Genomic DNA, 18,785 nt, shown 5'->3' with positions numbered 1-18,785 from the left:
GAAGTATTTTGCCCGGGGATTTTTTACTTTACAGGAAATTGCTTTCCTGCAAAGTAAAAAACGCTCCGCGAGAATGTACTAAGGCACATTCTTTTTTGTAACAGAATGTGGAGAACTTTTTGTATTTGTGCTATGATATGAATATGTGGAGCATATATGGAATGGATATCCGGCTGTTAAAAGAGCATCCGGAATATAAAGAACAAATAAAATTGCTTCCCACACGTTGGGAGAAGGTAAATAAAATAAAAAAAGAAGAGGACAGACTGCGGAGTCTTGCTGCAGGCATCCTGCTTTCCTATGGGTTACGGGAAAATGGCATAGATTTAGATGCCTGTCAGCTTATAATGGGAACCCATGGCAAGCCGCAGGTGGCAGGCTGTGAGGGACTGCATTTTAATCTGTCTCACACAGGAAACTATGCAGTGGCGGTATTTTCTGATGCACCGGTTGGAATTGACATCGAACACCGGAGAGCATTAAAGCAGACGCTTTTGGACAAGTGCTGCACAAAGGACGAGCAGGCATGGATACAGAGCCAGCCGGATAAAGAAATGGCATTTGTACGTCTCTGGACAGCCAAGGAAAGCTATGTAAAATGGAGTGGCGAAGGAATTACCTTTCCATTAAAGAACATTGCAGTTCACCGGAGGGAGAATGGCATCGCATCTTATCCGAAGAAAGATGGCATAGCACTTTACCGGGAAGGCATCCTGCAGCCGGTAAACTTCGCAGAGCATGATGAGATACCGGATTACCACATCTGCGTGTGCACGGAGTCTGAGAAAGAAAATGCGGCAGAAATTATATGGCTACAAGAGGACAGCTTCTCATGAGCAATGTCAGCGCATGATTCACATTTGCTGTCTGCTAATTATGGGGCGGGGGAAGTGACAGAAAGGCAGAAGAAGGATGAAAAAATATAACACTGTTATCTTTGACTTGGATGGAACCTTATTAAACACATTAAAGGATTTGACTGATGCAACCAATTATGCATTGGAAAAATATGGACAGCCACAGCACAGTATAGAGGATGTCCGGAAATTTGTCGGAAATGGCATCCGCAAGCTGATTGAGCGTGCGTTAGAGGGCGGAGAGGAAAATCCGGAATTTGAGCATGTATTTGCAGCTTTTAAAGAATATTATGGTGAGCATTGTAATGACACCACCTGTCTTTATCCGGGCGTGGAAGAAATAATTACTTCCTTAAAGGGACAGGGCTATCGCCTTGCAATTGTTTCAAATAAAGCAGATTTTGCAGTAAAGGAATTACAGCAGATTTATTTTAAAGGAAAGATTGAAGTTGCCATTGGAGAAAAAGATGGCATTCGTAAGAAACCCGCACCTGACACTGTTATGCAGGCGTTAAAGGAGCTTGGAAGCAGCAGGGAAGAAGCGGTCTATGTAGGCGATTCTGATGTGGACATTGCAACAGCAGCAAATTCCGGTATGCCATGCATCAGTGTGACCTGGGGATTCCGGGATGTTCCATTTTTAAAGGAGCATGGAGCAACACATCTGGCAGCTAGTGCTGAAGAATTGTATGCAATTTTAGATGAATTCAATGCGTAAAAAGGAGAATGGCAAATGGAAATTATCCGACAGATGCAGGAGCGGAAGGACTTGACGGAACGGGAAAGAAATATTCGTGATTATCTGATGGAACATCCGGAGGCTGTCATTTCCATGACAGCAAAGCAGTTAGGGGAAGTTTCTTATAGCAGTACTGCAGCTGTAAGCCGCTTTTGCCGGAAAATCGGCTGTCAGGATTATGGAGAATTCCGGCTGCGTTTCCTAAGTGAATTGCAGAGTACGGAGGGTGGACAGGAGACGACCACAGAGTATTTTGTAATACAGCAGCAGGAAAATGCCATGACCATTAGAAATAAGATTGCGGACATTGACACCCTTGCCGTTGAAAAGACAAAGCGTCTTCTTACGATTGATCAGCTGGCGCGGGTGGGAAAAATGGTGCATGAGGCCAAGTACATTGATTTCTATGCCTTTGATATGAATATACATCTGGCACGCTACGGCTGCAGTCAGTTCTTCCATTGCGATAAGGTGGCAAATACTTATGCGGAAGATAATATACAAAGGATGATGGCATTGCAGAATAATGAAAATCATCTGTCCATCATGATTAGTCATACCGGAAATAATAAGAAGCTGGTGGAACTGGTAAGGGATTTACATCGGGCAAAAGCAAAAACCATTCTGATTACATCCCAGGGCAAAAGCAGGATGAAAGCATATGTGGATGAGGTTCTGCTGACACCAAGAACACTGACAGAGTGTGGAAGTATCCGGATGGAAGGACTGTGGACAGTGGCATTTTCCGCAGCAACAAAATACCTTCTGGATGTTATGTTTGCAATGGAATTTTCTGCCGGTTATGCTGAAAATATAAAACTGAGCAAGCAATATTATGAGATTGGTGCAAAGAACCTGTGTGATACAGAAAAATCATAGCAATAAAATGAAACAAAATTTCAAGATTTCATTCATAAGAGCCGATTCTTTTGAAACAATCATTCAAAATCCGTCACACTTGTTGCAGAGAACAGAAAACATGTTATCCTTGGGCTGTAAGGAAGACATCGCCATATGTCCCTTGCATTTATAGCATGTTGGAGCCCGGAAAATAGATTCCGGGCTCCGTTAAAAAAGGAGTGACGCATATGAAATTAAAGAAGAAAATGAAACGAATGTTAGAAGCAAATCTGATGAATGTAATACTTGCAACAGAGCAGCAGGGATTAAAGAAGCTGATGATTCATTTCTTAGAGACTTTGTAACTGCAATTTTATGACTGGAAATAATGTAACTGTAATATTACATTTATAAAATGGGGATATTATCAGGAGGGAGACGCATATGAGCATAACAGTAAATCTTTATTATACTGGTGAAAATGGAAATGCATTAAAATTTGCTCAGGAGATGGAAAACAGCGGAACAGCAGATGCAATCCGCCGGGAAGAGGGCAATTTAAGATATGAATATTTTCAGCCGCTGCAGGATAAGGAAACAGTACTTCTGATAGACAGCTGGGAGAGCCAGCAGGCACTGGATGTGCACCATGCTTCTCCGATGATGCAGACCATTGCGGCATTGAGGGATAAATACGACCTTCACATGAGAGTAGAACGTTACGTATCGGACGATGAAACCACGCAGGATGATAAATTCATTCGAAAATAAGCAGTATATCTATGATGGCAATGACCGGAATATTCTTGCCAGATATTGTAAAGGAAAATTTGTGGCAAAACCATTTGCATAGCAGACATTGCATAGAATACGAAAGAAGACACGAGGTATGTTCAGACAAACAACAGTTGGTTGAAACATACTTCGTGTCTTTTACGTTGCTAAGAAGCTATAAAGCACTGTCTATGACAGAACCTGCATGTAGAAAGTTTATCCGTGCAGTCCGGTATACAACTGATAATATTTACCCTTCTGGGCAATTAGTTCGTCGTGGCTGCCCCGTTCAATAATGCGGCCCTGCTCTAATACCATGATACAGTCACTGTTCTTAACAGTGGAGAGACGGTGGGCAATGACAAAGGTTGTTCTGCCTGCCATCAGTTTATCCATACCATCCTGAACGATACACTCGGTTCTGGTATCGATGGAGCTGGTTGCTTCGTCAAGAATCAGTACCGGAGGATTGGCAACAGCTGCACGGGCGATGGCAAGTAACTGCCGCTGTCCCTGGCTTAAGTTGGCACCATCACCGGTCAGCATGGTATTGTAACCATCCGGAAGATGACGGATAAAGGAATCTGCATTGGCAAGCTTTGCAGCAGCGATAACTTCTTCATCGGTAGCATCCAGTTTACCGTAGCGGATATTTTCCATTACGCTGGCGGTAAAGAGGTGGGTATCCTGCAATACGATACCAAGGGAATGTCTTAAGTCAGCTTTCTTAATCTTGTTGACATTGATACCGTCGTAACGGATTTTACCATCCTGAATATCATAGAAACGGTTAATCAGGTTCGTAATGGTAGTCTTACCGGCACCGGTAGAGCCGACAAAAGCAATTTTCTGACCAGGAGTAGCAAATAATTTCACATTGTGTAAAACAATCTTATCATCATTATATCCAAAGTCTACATCATCAAAGACCACATCACCCTTTAACTCGACATAGTCAATGGAGCCGTCTGCCTGATGCTGGTGTTTCCAGGCCCAGCGTCCGCTTCGGGTATCGGAAGTCTCTACAAGTTTTTCACCGTCTTTTTCTACATTGACAAGAGTAACATAACCTTCATCGGTTTCTGGTGTCTCATCCAAAAGAGTGAAGATTCGCTCGGAACCTGCCATAGCCATAACAATACTGTTTAACTGCTGGCTGACCTGGTTGATTGGCATATTAAAACTCTTGTTAAAGGTTAAGAAACTTGCCAGTCCGCCCAGTGTAAATCCACCGATGCCATTTAAGGCGAGGACACCACCAACCATGGCACAGAGTACATAACTGATGTTACCAATCTGGGCATTTGCCGGCATTAGGATATTGGCAAATTTGTTGGCATTGTCAGCACTGCGGAAAAGCTGGTCATTTAATTTGTTAAAAGCTTCGATACTTTCTTCTTCGTGGCAGAAGACTTTAATTACCTTCTGACCATCCATCATTTCTTCGATAAAACCATTGGTTGCACCAAGGTCACGCTGCTGAGCGATAAAGTATTTACCACTTTTCCCGGCAAGATTTTTCGTGACAAGGAGCATGACACCAACCATTACAAGAGTAAGAACAGTCAGTGGGATATTCAGGATAATCATGTAAATCAGTACACTGACAATAGTAATGACACTGTTGATTAACTGCGGAATACTCTGGCTGATCATCTGACGAAGGGTATCAATGTCATTGGTGTATACAGACATGATATCGCCGTGGGCATGCGTGTCAAAGTATTTAATTGGCAGTGTTTCCATATGGGTAAACAAATCGATTCGCAAATCATTTAAAGTACCCTGCGTAACATAAATCATAATCTTAGAATAAGCAAAGGTACTTAAAACTCCCACACCGTAAAAGCATGCAACACGAAGGATGGCAGCAGCCAGCGGTGCAAAGTCCTTATCCGGTGAATTCAGAATCGGGATAATATAGCTGTCAATCAGGGTTTTCATAAACATGGTTCCCTGGGTGTTGGCAAGAACACTTAGTACAATAAAGACAAGTACCAGGAAGCAGGCAATTCCGTATTTCCGGAAAATGTAAGCCATCAGACGGCAGAATAATTTGCCCGGATTCTTTACTTTCCTTTTTTCAGCCATTACTGAGCACCTCCATTCTCATCAAAGTCACCACCGCCGCCGGTCTGGGATTCATAGACATCACGGTAGATGGCATTATTTGCTAATAATTCTTCGTGGGTTCCAAAGCCGTTAATCTTACCTTCATCTAAGACAATAATGCGGTCAGCACTCTGGACACTGGAGATTCGCTGGGCAATAATCAGCTTGGTTGTACCCGGAATCTCTTCGGCAAAGGCTTTGCGGATTTTTGCATCGGTTGCGGTATCTACGGCACTGGTGCTGTCATCCAGAATCAGAATTTTCGGTTTCTTTAAGAGGGCACGGGCAATACAAAGACGCTGCTTCTGACCACCGGATACGTTGGTTCCCCCCTGTTCGATGTATGTATTGTATTTATCCGGAAAAGTGTTGATAAAATCATCGGCACATGCTAATTTGCAGGCACGGATACATTCTTCTTCCGTAGCATTTTTATCGCCCCAGCGCAGGTTATCAAGAATTGTACCGGAGAAAAGCACGTTTTTCTGCAGTACAACGGCAACCTGGTTACGCAGGGTATCAAGGTCATACTTTCTTACATCAATGCCGCCAACGGAGACAGAGCCTTCAGTTACATCATACAGACGGCTGATTAAGTTCACCAGACTGGACTTGGAACTTCCGGTTCCGCCTAAGATACCGATGGTTTCACCGGAATGAATAGACAGATTGATATCGGAAAGAACCGGCTCAGCCGCATCTTCTTTATAGCTGAAGGTAACATGGTCGAAGGTAATACTTCCGTCTTTTACTTCCATAACCGGATGCTTTGGGTTATTTAAGTTACTCTTTTCGTTTAATACTTCAGAAACCCGGCGGGCACTGGCAACACTCATGGTAATCATGACAAATACCATGGAGAGCATCATCAGGCTCATCAGAATATTCATACAGTAGGTTAAGAGACTCATCAGCTCACCGGTAGTGAGGCTGCTGTTTACAATCATCTTTGCACCAAGCCAGCTGATTAAAAGGATACAGGTATATACCGTAAACTGCATGGCAGGAGCGTTGAAAACAACAACATTTTCAGCCTTTACCAGGAGCTTGTAAATATTTCCGCTGGCTTTCTTAAAAGTAGAAGCTTCATGGTCTTCACGGACATAAGCTTTTACGACACGGATAGCGGAAACATTTTCCTGGACTCTTGCGTTTAAGTCATCATATTTTGGAAAAGCTTCATTAAAATATCTGGTAGCAAACCGGATGATGATAGCAAGCACACCACCTAAGAGGATAACGGCAATCAGATAAACGCTGGCAAGCTTCGGACTGATAAAGAAGGACATTGCCATGGCACAAATCAGACTGGCCGGTGCTCTCGTACACATGCGGAGGATCATCTGGTAAGCATTCTGCAGGTTGGTAACGTCGGTAGTCATACGGGTAACAAGACCTGCAGTGCTGTATTTATCAATGTTAGCAAAGGAAAAGGTCTGAATATTTTCAAACATGGATTTCCTTAAGTTACGGGCAAATCCGGTGGATGCCCGGGCACCATATTTTCCACCCATAATTCCGGCAAACAGGGAGAAGCATGCAGCAACGACCATCCCGGCACCGACTACATAGATGTGATGGATGTCACCCTTGTTGACACCATTATCAATGATGGAAGCCATCAGAAAAGGAATTAAAGTTTCCATCAGAACCTCAAGAATCATAAAGATAGGAGTTAAGATGGAATCACGTTTAAATTCTTTAATCTGGGCAGCTAAAGTCTTTAACATAAATTTCACTTCCTTTTTTCTAAATTGTATGCTATAACATAAATGTTAGCATACTAACAGATATTGTTATATAACAATATTTTTTATATGTCAATGAATTTTTTGGGAAAGAAAAGAAGGATTATGAAATGTGCAAAGAGAGAAAACTTGGAAACGATATCCGGGTCATACACAATATGATAGGGATGTACTGTGACCGGTATGGTGCGGCTCAGAGAGATGGTGTGGCACCGATGCAGGGGCGGACACTGGGCTTTTTATATTGTAATAAAGATAAGGTCATCTGCCAGAAGGACATTGAGCAGGAATTCTTAATTTCCAGGGCAACGGCAAGCAAAATGTTACAGTCCATGGAGAAAAAGGAACTGATTACCAGAAAAGAACTAAAAGAAGATGCACGATTAAAGCAGATTCTTCTGACGAAAAAGGGGGAACAGCAGCATTTGAAAATGATGAACTTCTTTTCTGAAATGGAGAAGCTCCTGGTGGATGGAATGACAAAAGAAGAAGCAGATGAACTATATTCTCTTTTGAAACGTGTACGCTATAATCTTGAGAAGAATCTGTAAAGCTTAGGAAAAGACATAAGGAAAAGAGAAGGTTCTACTTCCTATATATATGACTTTTTGCTATAATAGATGCAAACGAAGAAAAGGGAGGAGCAGGAGATGATTATTTTCTGGTTAGCACTTTTTGTAATATTACTGATTATAGAGATTATTACGGTAGGACTGACAACCATCTGGTTTGCAGGCGGAAGCATGGCAGCCCTGATTGTGGCAGCAGTAGGAGGTCCAGTCTGGCTGCAGGTAATTTTATTCCTTGTGGTATCTTTTGTATTGTTATTCTTTACAAGACCATGGGCAGTAAAATATTTAAACCCGCATAAGACCCGGACGAATTACGAGGATGCCATCGGAAAGACCGTACGTGTAACAATGAAGATTGACAATATCGAAGAGACAGGAACAGCTGTATTAAACGGACAGGAATGGACGGCAAGAAGCAATGACGATGCAGTTACCATAGAAGCAGATACTACTGCAGAAGTTGTGGCAATAAGTGGTGTCAAACTGATTGTAAAACCACAGTAGAGTAAGAAAAGATAAGGCAGGCGATTGCATATGAAACTTGGAATGGTATTTGAAGGCGGAGCCAGCAGGACAATTTTTTCCTGTGGAGTGGCAGACGCATTTCTTGAAGAAAATATAATGCCTGATTATTTTATCGGCGTATCGGCAGGAATAGCCTTTGGCTTATCCTATTTGTCAAAGCAGCACGGCAGAAACTTAGAGCTTGCAAGAAAATATATGTCAGATGGTAATTATCAGGGATTTAAGTTCTTATTTGATAAGAACCGCAAGACCTTTTATAATCTGGATTACGTCTTTGATGAAGTGCCAAATAAATTACTGCCCTTTGATTATGATGCATTTGCAGCATTTCCGGGACAGGTGGAAGCAGCAGTGACCAACATTCATTCCGGTAAAGCAGAGTATCTTGAAGTGCCAAGAGACAGCTCCAGCATGTCAGTTATCGAAGCAAGCTGTGCACTTCCGGTATTTTTCAAGCCGGTGCAGGTGGGCAGACGCTATTATCTGGATGGCGGCGTGGCAGATTCCGTTCCATTTGAGAGGGCATTAGAGCAGGGCTGCGATAAGGTAATTGTCGTACTGACAAGAGAGCGTGGCTATGAGAAGCATACGGATGGAGGAACGAAGATTTCTTCTGCATTATATCGGCGTTATCCAAATATCGTAAAGGATTTGAAGGAGCGTCCAGCAAAATATAATGAGTCCATGCAAAAATTATTCCGGTTGGAAAAAGAAGGACGCGTTTTTGTAATTGCACCGGATACGACCCATGGGGTAGGCAGAACCGAAAGTGACCCGAAGCGGTTAGAAGAATTATACGAAGAAGGTTATCTTGAGGGAAAAGAACAGATGGTAGCATTAAAGAATTATTTGAAGAAGTAAGAAGCAGGAATGATGAGTGAACAGATAGAGCAGGAAAAGACAATTCATTATAATGATGCAAAAATCTGGCAGATTGCATTTTTTTCCATGAATAATACAGCAGCAAATCTGTATCTGGCTTTGATGGGCTATATCTCATACTATGCCAATTCCATGGCTGGCTTTTCTGTTGTGTTGATTTCTTCACTGGTAACAGCAATGAATATTTTTGATGGTGTAACTGACCCTGTGGTTGGTTTTCTGTTGGATAAGAGTAAAGGACGGTTTGGAAAATTCCGTCCTTTTATGGTGGCTGGAAATATACTGATGGCAGTCAGTGCTGTTCTCCTGTTTGCGACAACACATCTGATTTCAAAGTGGGTACGGATTCCGTATTTTATTATTATCTATGCAATTTTTATTATCGGATATACCTTTCAGACTGTGGTTGCCAAATCGGGGCAGACGATTATTACCAATAATCCGAAGAAACGCCCGCTGTCCACTTATTTCGATTCCATTTTCATCATGGCGGCATACGGCGGCAGTGCCTTGTTTGTAGCCAATTATCTGGTGCCGAAATACGGTGGATTTACCAACGAAGAGCTGTATGTGGAGTATGTATTCTGGGTTGTGGTATTGTCGGCACTGGCAACACTTTTGGCGGTAATCGGAATCTGGAAGAAAGACCAGCCGGGACGCTATGAACATCAGCAGACACAGAAGATTAAGGTGTGGGATTTTTTCTTGATTTTAAAACAGAACAAGCCAATCCGTATGCTGATTATGGCAGCCTGCACCAACCGGTTTGCGGCAACGGTATACAGCCATACAACAGTAGGCGTTATGCTTTATGGCATCATGATGGAAAATTATGGAATTGCCGGATGGATTGGTGTGGTGGCAGCATTGCCGACGCTTTTGGTAGTGACCGTTGGCATCCGGGCAGCACAGAGGATGGGACAGAAGAAGGCACTGGTATTATTTACGGGACTTGGCATTTTCTTCCAGTTACTATTGATTGTGGTGTTGATGCAGGACAATATCAATACGGTTACTTTTAATCTCAAACATTTTAATGCCATTTCCTTCTGGTTTATGTTATTCTTTGTATTATTAAATGGCTGTAAGTCCATTACAAATAATATGGTGGTGCCGATGATTGCAGACTGCTCCGATTATGAGCAGTACCGCAGCGGTAAATTTGTACCGGGACTGATGGGAGCACTGTTTTCCTTTGTAGATAAAATTTTTGCGGCACTGGGAACGGCATTTGTAGGACTGGTAATGTTACTTATTGGATATAATAAAACATTTCCGCAGATTGGTGATGCCTTGACACCGGTATTGCGTTATACAACCATATTCCTATTTTGCGGAACACCGATTATCGGCTGGGTAAGTTCTTTGATTGCGTTGAAATTTTACCGGCTGGACAAGAAGAAAATGAATGAAATTGCGGCAGCATTGCAGGAGGAAGAGATAGAATGAAAATCGTTTTTTTAGATGCAAAATCAATTGGAGAGGATATTGATTTATCCGCATATGATGCATTGGGAGAAGTTATAAAATATGATTTCTCGACAGCAGAGGAAGCGGCAGTACGAAGCGTGGATGCAGATGTGCTGGTACTAAATAAAGTAGAAGTTAACGAAAAGACCATTGGAAATGCAAGCCACTTAAAGCTTGTGTGTGTGACGGCAACCGGAACGAATAATCTCGATAAGGCATACCTTGAAAAACGTGGTATTGCATGGCGCAACGTAGCAGGATATTCCACGGAATCGGTGGCACAGCATACCTTTGCCATGCTCTTTTATTTACTGGAAAAGCTGCCTTATTATGACCGCTATGTAAAAGAAGAAAAATATATCGGAGATAAAATGTTTACCCACTTTGATAAACATTTCGGAGAGCTGGCAAAAATGACCTGGGGCATTATCGGACTTGGAAATATCGGAAGAAGAGTTGCAGATATTGCAAAAGCCTTTGGCTGTCGTGTCATTTACTATTCCACTTCCGGGCGAAACAGCCAGCCGGGCTATGAGCGTGTCAGCTTCGAAGAACTGTTAAAGGAATCGGATATTGTATCCGTTCATGCACCGTTGGATGAAAAAACGTTGGATTTGATGAATAAAAAAGCTTTTCATCAGATGAAGAAAACGGCTATTTTCTTAAACCTTGGAAGAGGACCGATTGTGGTAGAAGAGGATTTGGCAGAAGCCTTGGAACAGGGTGAGATTGCGGCAGCAGGACTGGATGTCCTCCGGGTAGAACCGATGAGTCCGGAAAATCCGCTGAGCAGAATCAAAGACAGTGAGAAATTACTGATTACGCCGCATATTGCATGGGCGAGTGTGGAAGCCCGCACCCGCCTCATGGAGATTATCTGTGGTCAGATTCAGGAATTTTTCTCTAATGGAAGTCCGGAATCATAAGAGTTGTTTCCTAGCTCTAAGGAAAGTGCATCTAACTGTTCCCGGTAAACCGGCGTTCCGATTGGAAGCGTAAACAGTCTTGCAGTTTTATTTAAGATGGACTGATACCGGGTTCCCGCAGTATCCAGAAGGTCAAAGAAGGACTCATGGGAGACATCTTCTTTGTTCCATGGATTTCGCCAACGGAAATGACGAAGATTCAGCGGGTCTACCGTAAAAGTAAAGTAGTCACTTGGAATCAACGGAGAAATACATGCATAACCTAAAGTCTTTGCCTCGATTTTACGGGCAAGGACTTTTTTCTTGCCCTGCGGGTCACGAATCCATGCAGTATTAAGCTGCACAGCTTCTAAGGCAGCCTGCATGGAGCGGTAAGTAAAGCGGTACTCTTTATATGTGGAGCTGTAAGCCTTTAATAATAAAGAAGCAATAATGTGCCGTTCCTTCCGGCTGATGTGCAGGGTGGCACTCTGGTTGAATTCAGATGGTGCACAGTTTTTATAATAAGCAAGAAGCTCTGCATCAATATCTGTTTCCAGATATACATGATGACCAAAATAACCCTTATCATAAGTGCCATAGTGTGACTTGGCAAAGATATATGGATGACAGGTAGTATCTAAGACATAATGTCCAAGAAAGCCGCAGATATAGGAAATGGCAATCTGCTGTTCCGTCTCTTCCAAGAACATGTCCTTACTTTTTAAAAGCTGGGTAAGAAAAATACCGGTATTTTTGTGGTGTGCCAACTGCCCGATATTTCCGGAAGAGCGGAGGTAGGACGGCAGGTAATAAAAGAAAATATCCGGTCCCTGTAAGCCCATACAGAATGCATGCGGAAATTTACGGATGCAGGAAACAAGATCTGGTTCCTCTAATTCACGAAAAGAATTCAGTCCAAATAAATAGTGGGTGGTAAATCCTGGCATAACAACAATCCTTTCAACTAATTATATTTTAAGTGATTGCAGCAAATTTTAAAGGGTGAGTTTTTTGCTATTTAAAAGTATCTTTTTCGGCTATAAAATACCGCAGTTCTAAAGTGCATGTTTTTCTTCCTGTGATAAAAACCGTCTTTCCAATGTTTGACAAAAGTACTGCACGGTTCGCCGAAATGCGGATGCATGATAAGGGCTGTTAGGGGCACCCGGAATTTCGTCTGGCATCCGGCAACGCTGGCACAGGACGTGCCAGCGAGGCGCATCTGAACATGGATGTGAATTTGCGCCGGTTGCCAGAACGAATGAAATGTAAATCGAAATTCCCAGTGCCCCTTGCAGGCTTTATGTCGCATCCGCATCCGGCGGACCGTGCGGTACTTCCGTCAAAGCAGGCGGAAAGACAGTTTACAATCAAGAAAAACATGCACTAAGAACTGCAGGCATTTCATATCAAAGAAAAAGATATCTTTTGAATATCAAAAACTCACCATTTAGAATTTCTTTCGTTGCAATCGCTTATATATAGATAATTAAAGTATAGCACTTTTTGCCAGGAAATATAATACAGAAGTTTGACAAAAAATGGATATTTGATATAATCCTGTGTGTGACGAATAATCCATGGAGATACGTGGTAAAATAGACAGGCAGCAGAGGAAAAAGAGAACTGGGAGTGAGGTTTTATTAATAAGCGGACAAAGCAAATACTGAAACTGGTTTTTGTAATTGCCATCGTAGCAATTATCATTTATACGTTCCGGGATTCAGCCGGACCAATTTTAAAGGAGCTTTCTACAACTGCACCTTGGGTGGTCATTACCATCTGCGGTGCCGGTGTTATGTATAATGTGGTAGAAGGATGGATTAATTATTCCTTCGCAAAGCAGTATAATCCACAGTTTACATACCGGATGGGTGTAGAGAGCGCCTTTTATTGCTCATTTTACCGTGTGGCAACCTTAGGCAGTGGTGCCGGTGTGGCAGCGGTATATTATTTCAATGAAAAAGGAATTCCGGTTTTTCAGGGAACCGGAATGTATATGGTAGAGTATGCGATTCATAAAGTAACGATTGCAATCTTTTCCATTATTTTCTTCCTGTTAAATTTCGGATTTATGAAGGAACATTATTCCGAATATTTTAATCTTCTGATTGCAGGATATGTGTTGACGGCAGTGATAGCAACTGCATTACTTTTATTCTGCTGTTCAAAGAAGTTCCATGGAATTTTACTTTTCCTGGTGGACAAGCTGAACCGCAAAGGAAAATTCGATGCGCAGGCAGCCATGTTACGGGAACAGTGTGGCATCTTAGAGGATGCAGCAGGCATGCTTCTGACCAAGGGAAAACTAATCGCATCCATTGTAGCTAAGAATCTGTTGAAATTTGCATTCTGCTATGGCATACCATTCGTGATTTTATATCGGGAATATGGATTGACACTGTTACAGTCCTGGGCAGTTACTTCCCTTGCTTTTATGCTGGCAGCAGTCATTCCGTCTCCGGCAGGAATCGGTTCCTCAGAGTTTGTATTTACCGCATTGTTTACAGTATTGGTAGGAACCGGAGAAGCCGGTTCTGCGGCACTGTTATACCGTTTTGCAACATTCGTACTTCCATTTGTTATCGGTGGTGTGGTGGTATTACTGCATAAGCGTATTGACCGACGGATTGCAAAACGCAAGGCAGATAAGGCACAGCAGTAAGGGAAAGAGAAGGAATTAAGATGAAAGAAAGAAAAGGAATCAGTGGCAGCACACTGAAAATCATTGCGATTATAACGATGTTAATTGACCATATCGGAGCCGGAGTTCTTGGCAGATTGCTGGTAGTCCGTGGTATGAATGAGGCGGCAGATCTGAATGCATGGATTGATGCCAACAGTACCCTGGTGATTACATATCAGATGATGCGTTTTGTCGGAAGACTGGCATTTCCGATTTTTTGTTTTCTTTTAATCGAAGGTTTTGAACATACACATGATGTGAAGAAATATGCACTTCGTCTGCTTTCCTTCTGCCTGGTATCTGAAATTCCATTTGACTTATTATTCAATGGAAAAATATTGGAATTCGGTTATCAGAATGTATTTTTTACACTGTTTATCGGACTGATGGTTATGTGGGGATTTCAGGCAGTGGAGAATCAGGAACGGTTTGCGAAGTTTAAGAAAGTTATTTTTGATGCGGGAATTCTTGCAGCAGGAATCCTTGCGGCAGAATTTTTAAATACCGACTATGCCGGAATTGGCGTTGCCTGCATCGTATTACTCTATGTATTCCGTAAGAAAAAATCCTACCAGCTGCTTGCAGGATGTATCGGATTTTCCTGGGAGCTTACTGCACCGCTGGCATTCATTCCGATTGCGTTTTATAATGGAAAACGTGGACTTTCTTTGAAATACTTTTTCTACATTTTCTATCCGGCGCACCTTCTGATTTTGTATATCATCTGCTGGGCAATGGGAATGGGACCGATTGCAGTCGCATAGATTTCTTTAAGATTTTGTGAAGAGGCTTGCAAACAAAAAAGACCTGCGTTATAGTAGCGGATGGACAGAAGTTCTGTCACAGAAGAAGACGGCAGGATTGTAAGAAATGAATGAGAATAAAGCAGAAAGAAATAAAATAGAACAGAATAAAAAACATTCAGCTAGACTTATCGAACTGGATTATAAGAAAACAAATATAAGAGCCGGACTCATTGCTTTTGCAGTGATGTTGGGCTTTTGTCTCTATGGTGGGGTAAATGTTCTGGTGGCAGCTGCCGCAGGGCTGATTTATTTTGGCATCAAAAATCTTAGGATTACATTGCCGGAGAAAGCCAATCCTATCTGGGCTGCACTTGAAATTTTCCTAAGTGCTATCATGACAGAGCATATGGTGCAGTATCTTTTGCTGGATGCAGAGCTGCGGGAGAAAATCAGTGTGAATCACACCAGATGGAATGTGCTCTGCTGCATGGTCTTTTATCTTGCCCTGTTAGTGATTACAGCAAAGCCGAAGATTGCCTGCATGATAGGACATATTTTCCTTTTAAGCCTTGCAGGAATCAATTACTTTGTCTATCAGTTCCGTGGAAATGAATTTTCTTTCGGAGATTTGAAAGCAGCATCCACCGGACTTTCCGTGGCAGCAAATTATAAATTTGTATTGGAAGACCGGGCGGTCTATGTCATACTTCTTAGCATGATATATGTTGCCTTTATAAGAAAGCTGAATTTTGAATTTAAAAAGAAATGGATGCTCCGGATCAGTGCCTTTGCGGCAGCACTGGTAATGGGAATCTATGTGGGAATTGCCACAGAAGATACGGTAATGGAATCCTGGGAACAGAAAGGAACTTACCGCAACGGCTATATCTTAAATTTTGTACTCAGCATCCGGGATTCCTTTGTGGCGGAGCCGGATGGATACTCAAAAGATGTGGTGGAAGAGATTTCCAAAGAATATCCGGAACCGGAGAATAAAGGCTCGGAAGATGACCCGACCATTATTGTTATTATGAATGAGTCCTTTGCGGATTTGAGTGTGATTTCCCATTATGGATTTGAGACAACGGAAGAGGTAACACCATTTTTCGATTCCATGGACACCAATGTCATTAAGGGATATGCACTGTCTTCTGTCTTTGGTGCAAAGACACCGGATTCCGAGTGGGAATTTCTGACGGGAAATTCCATGGCATTCCTGCCAAGCGGCTCCGTGCCTTATCAGCAGTATATGTCAAAGAAACCGTATTCCCTGGTGAGCACCTTAAAGGAGCGGGGATATTCCTGCATTTCCATGCATCCTTACTATGCGTCCGGCTGGAGCAGAAGCAAGGTTTATCCGTTGCTGGGCTTCGATGAGAGTCTCTTTATCGATGATTTCGACCAGACCAATATCATGCGGGAATATATTACGGACCAGGAATTATACAATAAAATTATTGACCAGTATGAGGAAAAGACTTCCGATGAGAAATTATTTATCTTAGGTGTTACCATGCAGAATCACGGTGGCTATACCGATTATTATGACAATTTCCGGAATACGATAAATCTTAAGAATCATTATTTCAGTGATGTGAACCAGTATTTAAGCCTGATTCATGAGAGTGACAAGGCACTGGAAAATCTGATTACTTATTTTGAAAATGTGGATGACAAGGTCGAAATCGTATTTTTCGGAGACCATCAGCCGAGTCTGAATAATAATTTCTATCAGTCCATGAATGGCAAGGGATTATCCGGTCTTACCTTGGATGAACTGCAGGAATTATTTACAGTACCATTTTTTGTATGGACGAATTATGACAGTGAAAGTAAAGATGTGGAACTGACCAGCCTGAATTACTTATCTACAATGACACTGCAGCAGGCGGGTATTGAACTGCCGGCATATAACCAGTTCTTAGCAGACTTACAGGAAGAGATACCGGCAATGAATTCCAGAGCATTTTATTCGAAGAGCCAGGGTGAATTCTTTCATTATTCTGAGGCACAGGGGGAAGATGCAGACCTTCTGAATCAGTATAATATCCTGCAATACAACAACATGTTTGAAAAAGACAAGGATAAAAATCTTTTTCCGTATTATGAAACACCGGATTAAAGAGTGAAAAACATAGAGAAAGTGAAGGGTATGGGAAAAGCGGAAAGGCAGGGGGAAGATGTACCGGATTTATCTTGTGGAAGATGATGTAATTATAGCCAGAAGTATTAAAAAACATTTAGAAAACTGGGAATATGAAGTGCAGTGCACAAAAGATTTTTCAGCAGTTACAAAAGAATTTGCGGAGTTTGCACCGCAGCTTGTGCTGATGGACATCGGTCTGCCTTTCTACAATGGCTATTACTGGTGCGGTGAAATCCGCAAAATTTCCAAGGTGCCGATTATTTTTCTCTCTTCAGCTGCGGACAATATGAATATTGTCATGGCTGTGAATATGGGAGCGGATGATTTTATTGCAAAGCCTTTTGACTTAAGTGTCCTAACGGTAAAGGTACAGGCGATGCTGCGGCGCACCTATGATTTTACGGAGACCGGAGAAATGCTGACCTATCACGGAGTGATGCTTCAGGTGGCGGAAGCAGTCCTTACCTATCAGGATAAGAAAGTGGAACTTACCAGGAATGAACTGCGGATTCTAAAGACACTGATGGAAAATAAGGAAAAGGTAGTCTCAAGAGATACGCTGATGACAAAGCTCTGGGAAAGTGACTGCTTTGTGGATGAGAATACACTTTCCGTAAATGTAAACCGCCTTAGGAAGAAGCTTTCAGATGCAGGTCTAGAGGATTTTATTCTTACGAAGAAGGGAATCGGGTATCGGCTGAAATGAGATTTGTCAAAAATTATCTGAAGGAAAATCTGAAATGGCTGTTGTTAGTGCTTGCCTGCTTTGGAATCCTGTGCTTTGTAATCGGATTTGAGCAGGTGCCGCTGGCACAATGGGGATATGCGGCGTTTTTGTGTTTCTTCCTGTTTTTGCTGGTAGTAATCATAGACTTTACAAGGCGTTATCTGCATCATAAGAAGTTAGAAAAGCAGACTTCTGAAATTGCTGTGACAATGGATAAGCTGTCATTGCCGCGGGGACAGATGGAAACGGATTACCAGAAAATGCTTCGTTCGTTATATATCACACTGCAGCAGCAGATTAATGAGCTGGAAAACGGGCAGGTGGAGCAGGCAGAATATTTTACCATGTGGGTGCACCAGATTAAGACGCCGATTGCGGCACTGCGCCTGCTGCTGGCAGAGGAAGAGGATGAGCGGAGCCAGGAAATGTGGGAAGAGCTTTTCTCCATTGAGCAGTATGTGGAAATGGCATTGCAGTTTTCCAGACTGTCTGCGAAAAGTACGGATTTTGTAATTGGTGAAGTTTCGTTGGATAAAGTAGTGCGGGAGGCAATCCACAAGTATGCCAGACTGTTTGTGCGAAAGAAAATTAAAATGGAATTAAGTTCCATTGACACACAGGTACTGACCGATGAAAAATGGCTGGAATTTGTGATAGAACAGATTTTATCCAATGCCATCAAATATACTGCCGGTGGAACCATTTCTGTTTATTTAGAGGAAGAATCGGAGCAAGAGACAAAAGAGCTGGTTATCGAAGATACCGGAATCGGTATCGCACCGGAGGATTTGCCAAGGATTTTTGAAAAAGGCTATACCGGTTATAACGGTCATGCAGATAAGCGCTCCACAGGAATCGGACTGTATCTCTGCCGGAAAATTATGCGCAAGCTGTCCCATGAAATTACGATTGAGTCGGAGATTGGAGTGGGAACGAAGGTACATCTTGAAATACGGTAGGAGGGGAAGCTTCCATTTTTTTTCAAAAGTAAGTTAAAGTTTTCTTAAAACAGTATCTACGGAGCGTGGAATCCGCATAAATTCACCATTTTCT

General features: G+C 42.3%; 17 protein-coding genes. 14 read left to right on the top strand and 3 right to left on the bottom strand.

Annotation, left to right across the window (positions count from 1 at the left end; translation table 11 throughout):
- Window positions 1-119: 119 nt before the first annotated feature.
- The 4 genes from DWY37_RS08115 (at window position 120) to DWY37_RS08100 (ending at window position 3,207) form a co-directional block, all read left to right on the top strand.
- Complete coding sequence (locus DWY37_RS08115; protein ID WP_118540796.1) at window positions 120-836, top strand: 4'-phosphopantetheinyl transferase family protein; 717 nt, start codon at window positions 120-122, stop codon at window positions 834-836.
- Window positions 837-912: 76 nt separating this feature from the next.
- The gene (locus DWY37_RS08110) at window positions 913-1,575 is read left to right on the top strand and encodes an HAD family hydrolase (RefSeq protein WP_022243504.1); all 663 of its coding nucleotides are present in this window, start codon (window positions 913-915) and stop codon (window positions 1,573-1,575) included.
- 15 nt (window positions 1,576-1,590) lie between these two features.
- Complete coding sequence (locus DWY37_RS08105) at window positions 1,591-2,475, top strand: MurR/RpiR family transcriptional regulator (RefSeq protein WP_118540798.1); 885 nt, start codon at window positions 1,591-1,593, stop codon at window positions 2,473-2,475.
- A gap of 405 nt (window positions 2,476-2,880) precedes the next feature.
- The gene (locus tag DWY37_RS08100) at window positions 2,881-3,207 is read left to right on the top strand and encodes a putative quinol monooxygenase (protein WP_117697819.1); all 327 of its coding nucleotides are present in this window, start codon (window positions 2,881-2,883) and stop codon (window positions 3,205-3,207) included.
- Between the two features lie 219 nt (window positions 3,208-3,426).
- Here DWY37_RS08100 and DWY37_RS08095 read toward each other — a convergent pair whose 3' ends face one another.
- A complete protein-coding gene (locus DWY37_RS08095; protein ID WP_118540800.1) occupies window positions 3,427-5,301 on the bottom strand; it encodes an ABC transporter ATP-binding protein in 1,875 nt (624 codons plus the stop codon).
- Complete coding sequence (locus DWY37_RS08090; RefSeq protein WP_118540802.1) at window positions 5,301-7,052, bottom strand: ABC transporter ATP-binding protein; 1,752 nt, start codon at window positions 7,050-7,052, stop codon at window positions 5,301-5,303. Before DWY37_RS08090 ends, DWY37_RS08095 begins: the two co-directional genes overlap by 1 nt.
- A gap of 128 nt (window positions 7,053-7,180) precedes the next feature.
- On the opposite strand from DWY37_RS08090, the gene DWY37_RS08085 reads away from it, so the two are divergent.
- The 5 genes from DWY37_RS08085 to DWY37_RS08065 all read left to right on the top strand — a co-directional run bounded on the left by DWY37_RS08085 (window position 7,181) and on the right by DWY37_RS08065 (window position 11,445).
- Entirely contained in the window at window positions 7,181-7,621 is a 441-nt protein-coding gene (locus tag DWY37_RS08085; protein WP_118540804.1) for a MarR family winged helix-turn-helix transcriptional regulator, read from the top strand.
- A gap of 99 nt (window positions 7,622-7,720) precedes the next feature.
- Complete coding sequence (locus DWY37_RS08080; protein WP_022243497.1) at window positions 7,721-8,146, top strand: NfeD family protein; 426 nt, start codon at window positions 7,721-7,723, stop codon at window positions 8,144-8,146.
- Between the two features lie 30 nt (window positions 8,147-8,176).
- Complete coding sequence (locus DWY37_RS08075) at window positions 8,177-9,028, top strand: patatin-like phospholipase family protein (protein ID WP_117947180.1); 852 nt, start codon at window positions 8,177-8,179, stop codon at window positions 9,026-9,028.
- A gap of 12 nt (window positions 9,029-9,040) precedes the next feature.
- Window positions 9,041-10,498 (top strand): MFS transporter, encoded by a 1,458-nt coding sequence (locus DWY37_RS08070; RefSeq protein WP_117697808.1) that lies wholly within the window; start codon window positions 9,041-9,043, stop codon window positions 10,496-10,498.
- Window positions 10,495-11,445 carry a D-2-hydroxyacid dehydrogenase gene (locus tag DWY37_RS08065; RefSeq protein ID WP_117697806.1) on the top strand — a complete coding sequence of 317 codons (951 nt, stop codon included), beginning with the start codon at window positions 10,495-10,497 and terminating at the stop codon, window positions 11,443-11,445. Before DWY37_RS08070 ends, DWY37_RS08065 begins: the two co-directional genes overlap by 4 nt.
- Here DWY37_RS08065 and DWY37_RS08060 read toward each other — a convergent pair.
- Window positions 11,409-12,374: a zinc dependent phospholipase C family protein gene (locus DWY37_RS08060; RefSeq protein ID WP_117697804.1), complete on the bottom strand. Its 966-nt coding sequence runs from the start codon at window positions 12,372-12,374 to the stop codon at window positions 11,409-11,411. The two genes, DWY37_RS08065 and DWY37_RS08060, sit on opposite strands and share 37 nt — an antisense overlap.
- 695 nt (window positions 12,375-13,069) lie before the next feature.
- On the opposite strand from DWY37_RS08060, the gene DWY37_RS08055 reads away from it, so the two are divergent.
- The 5 genes from DWY37_RS08055 to DWY37_RS08035 all read left to right on the top strand — a co-directional run bounded on the left by DWY37_RS08055 (window position 13,070) and on the right by DWY37_RS08035 (window position 18,691).
- Complete coding sequence (locus tag DWY37_RS08055; RefSeq protein WP_330408254.1) at window positions 13,070-14,092, top strand: lysylphosphatidylglycerol synthase transmembrane domain-containing protein; 1,023 nt, start codon at window positions 13,070-13,072, stop codon at window positions 14,090-14,092.
- A gap of 20 nt (window positions 14,093-14,112) precedes the next feature.
- A complete protein-coding gene (locus DWY37_RS08050) occupies window positions 14,113-14,877 on the top strand; it encodes a TraX family protein (RefSeq protein WP_117947177.1) in 765 nt (254 codons plus the stop codon).
- Between the two features lie 106 nt (window positions 14,878-14,983).
- The gene (locus DWY37_RS08045; RefSeq protein WP_118544469.1) at window positions 14,984-16,981 is read left to right on the top strand and encodes an LTA synthase family protein; all 1,998 of its coding nucleotides are present in this window, start codon (window positions 14,984-14,986) and stop codon (window positions 16,979-16,981) included.
- A gap of 58 nt (window positions 16,982-17,039) precedes the next feature.
- The gene (locus tag DWY37_RS08040) at window positions 17,040-17,711 is read left to right on the top strand and encodes a response regulator transcription factor (RefSeq protein WP_118540810.1); all 672 of its coding nucleotides are present in this window, start codon (window positions 17,040-17,042) and stop codon (window positions 17,709-17,711) included.
- Window positions 17,708-18,691: a sensor histidine kinase gene (locus DWY37_RS08035; RefSeq protein ID WP_118540812.1), complete on the top strand. Its 984-nt coding sequence runs from the start codon at window positions 17,708-17,710 to the stop codon at window positions 18,689-18,691. Before DWY37_RS08040 ends, DWY37_RS08035 begins: the two co-directional genes overlap by 4 nt.
- Window positions 18,692-18,785 lie beyond the last annotated feature (94 nt).

Origin of the sequence: Roseburia sp. AF25-13LB, assembly GCF_003478915.1 — a bacterium.
Taxonomy (GTDB): domain Bacteria; phylum Bacillota; class Clostridia; order Lachnospirales; family Lachnospiraceae; genus Roseburia_C; species Roseburia_C amylophila.
The sequence above is the reverse complement of the archived record's forward strand: the minus strand, read 5'-3'. Positions and strand labels throughout refer to the sequence as shown.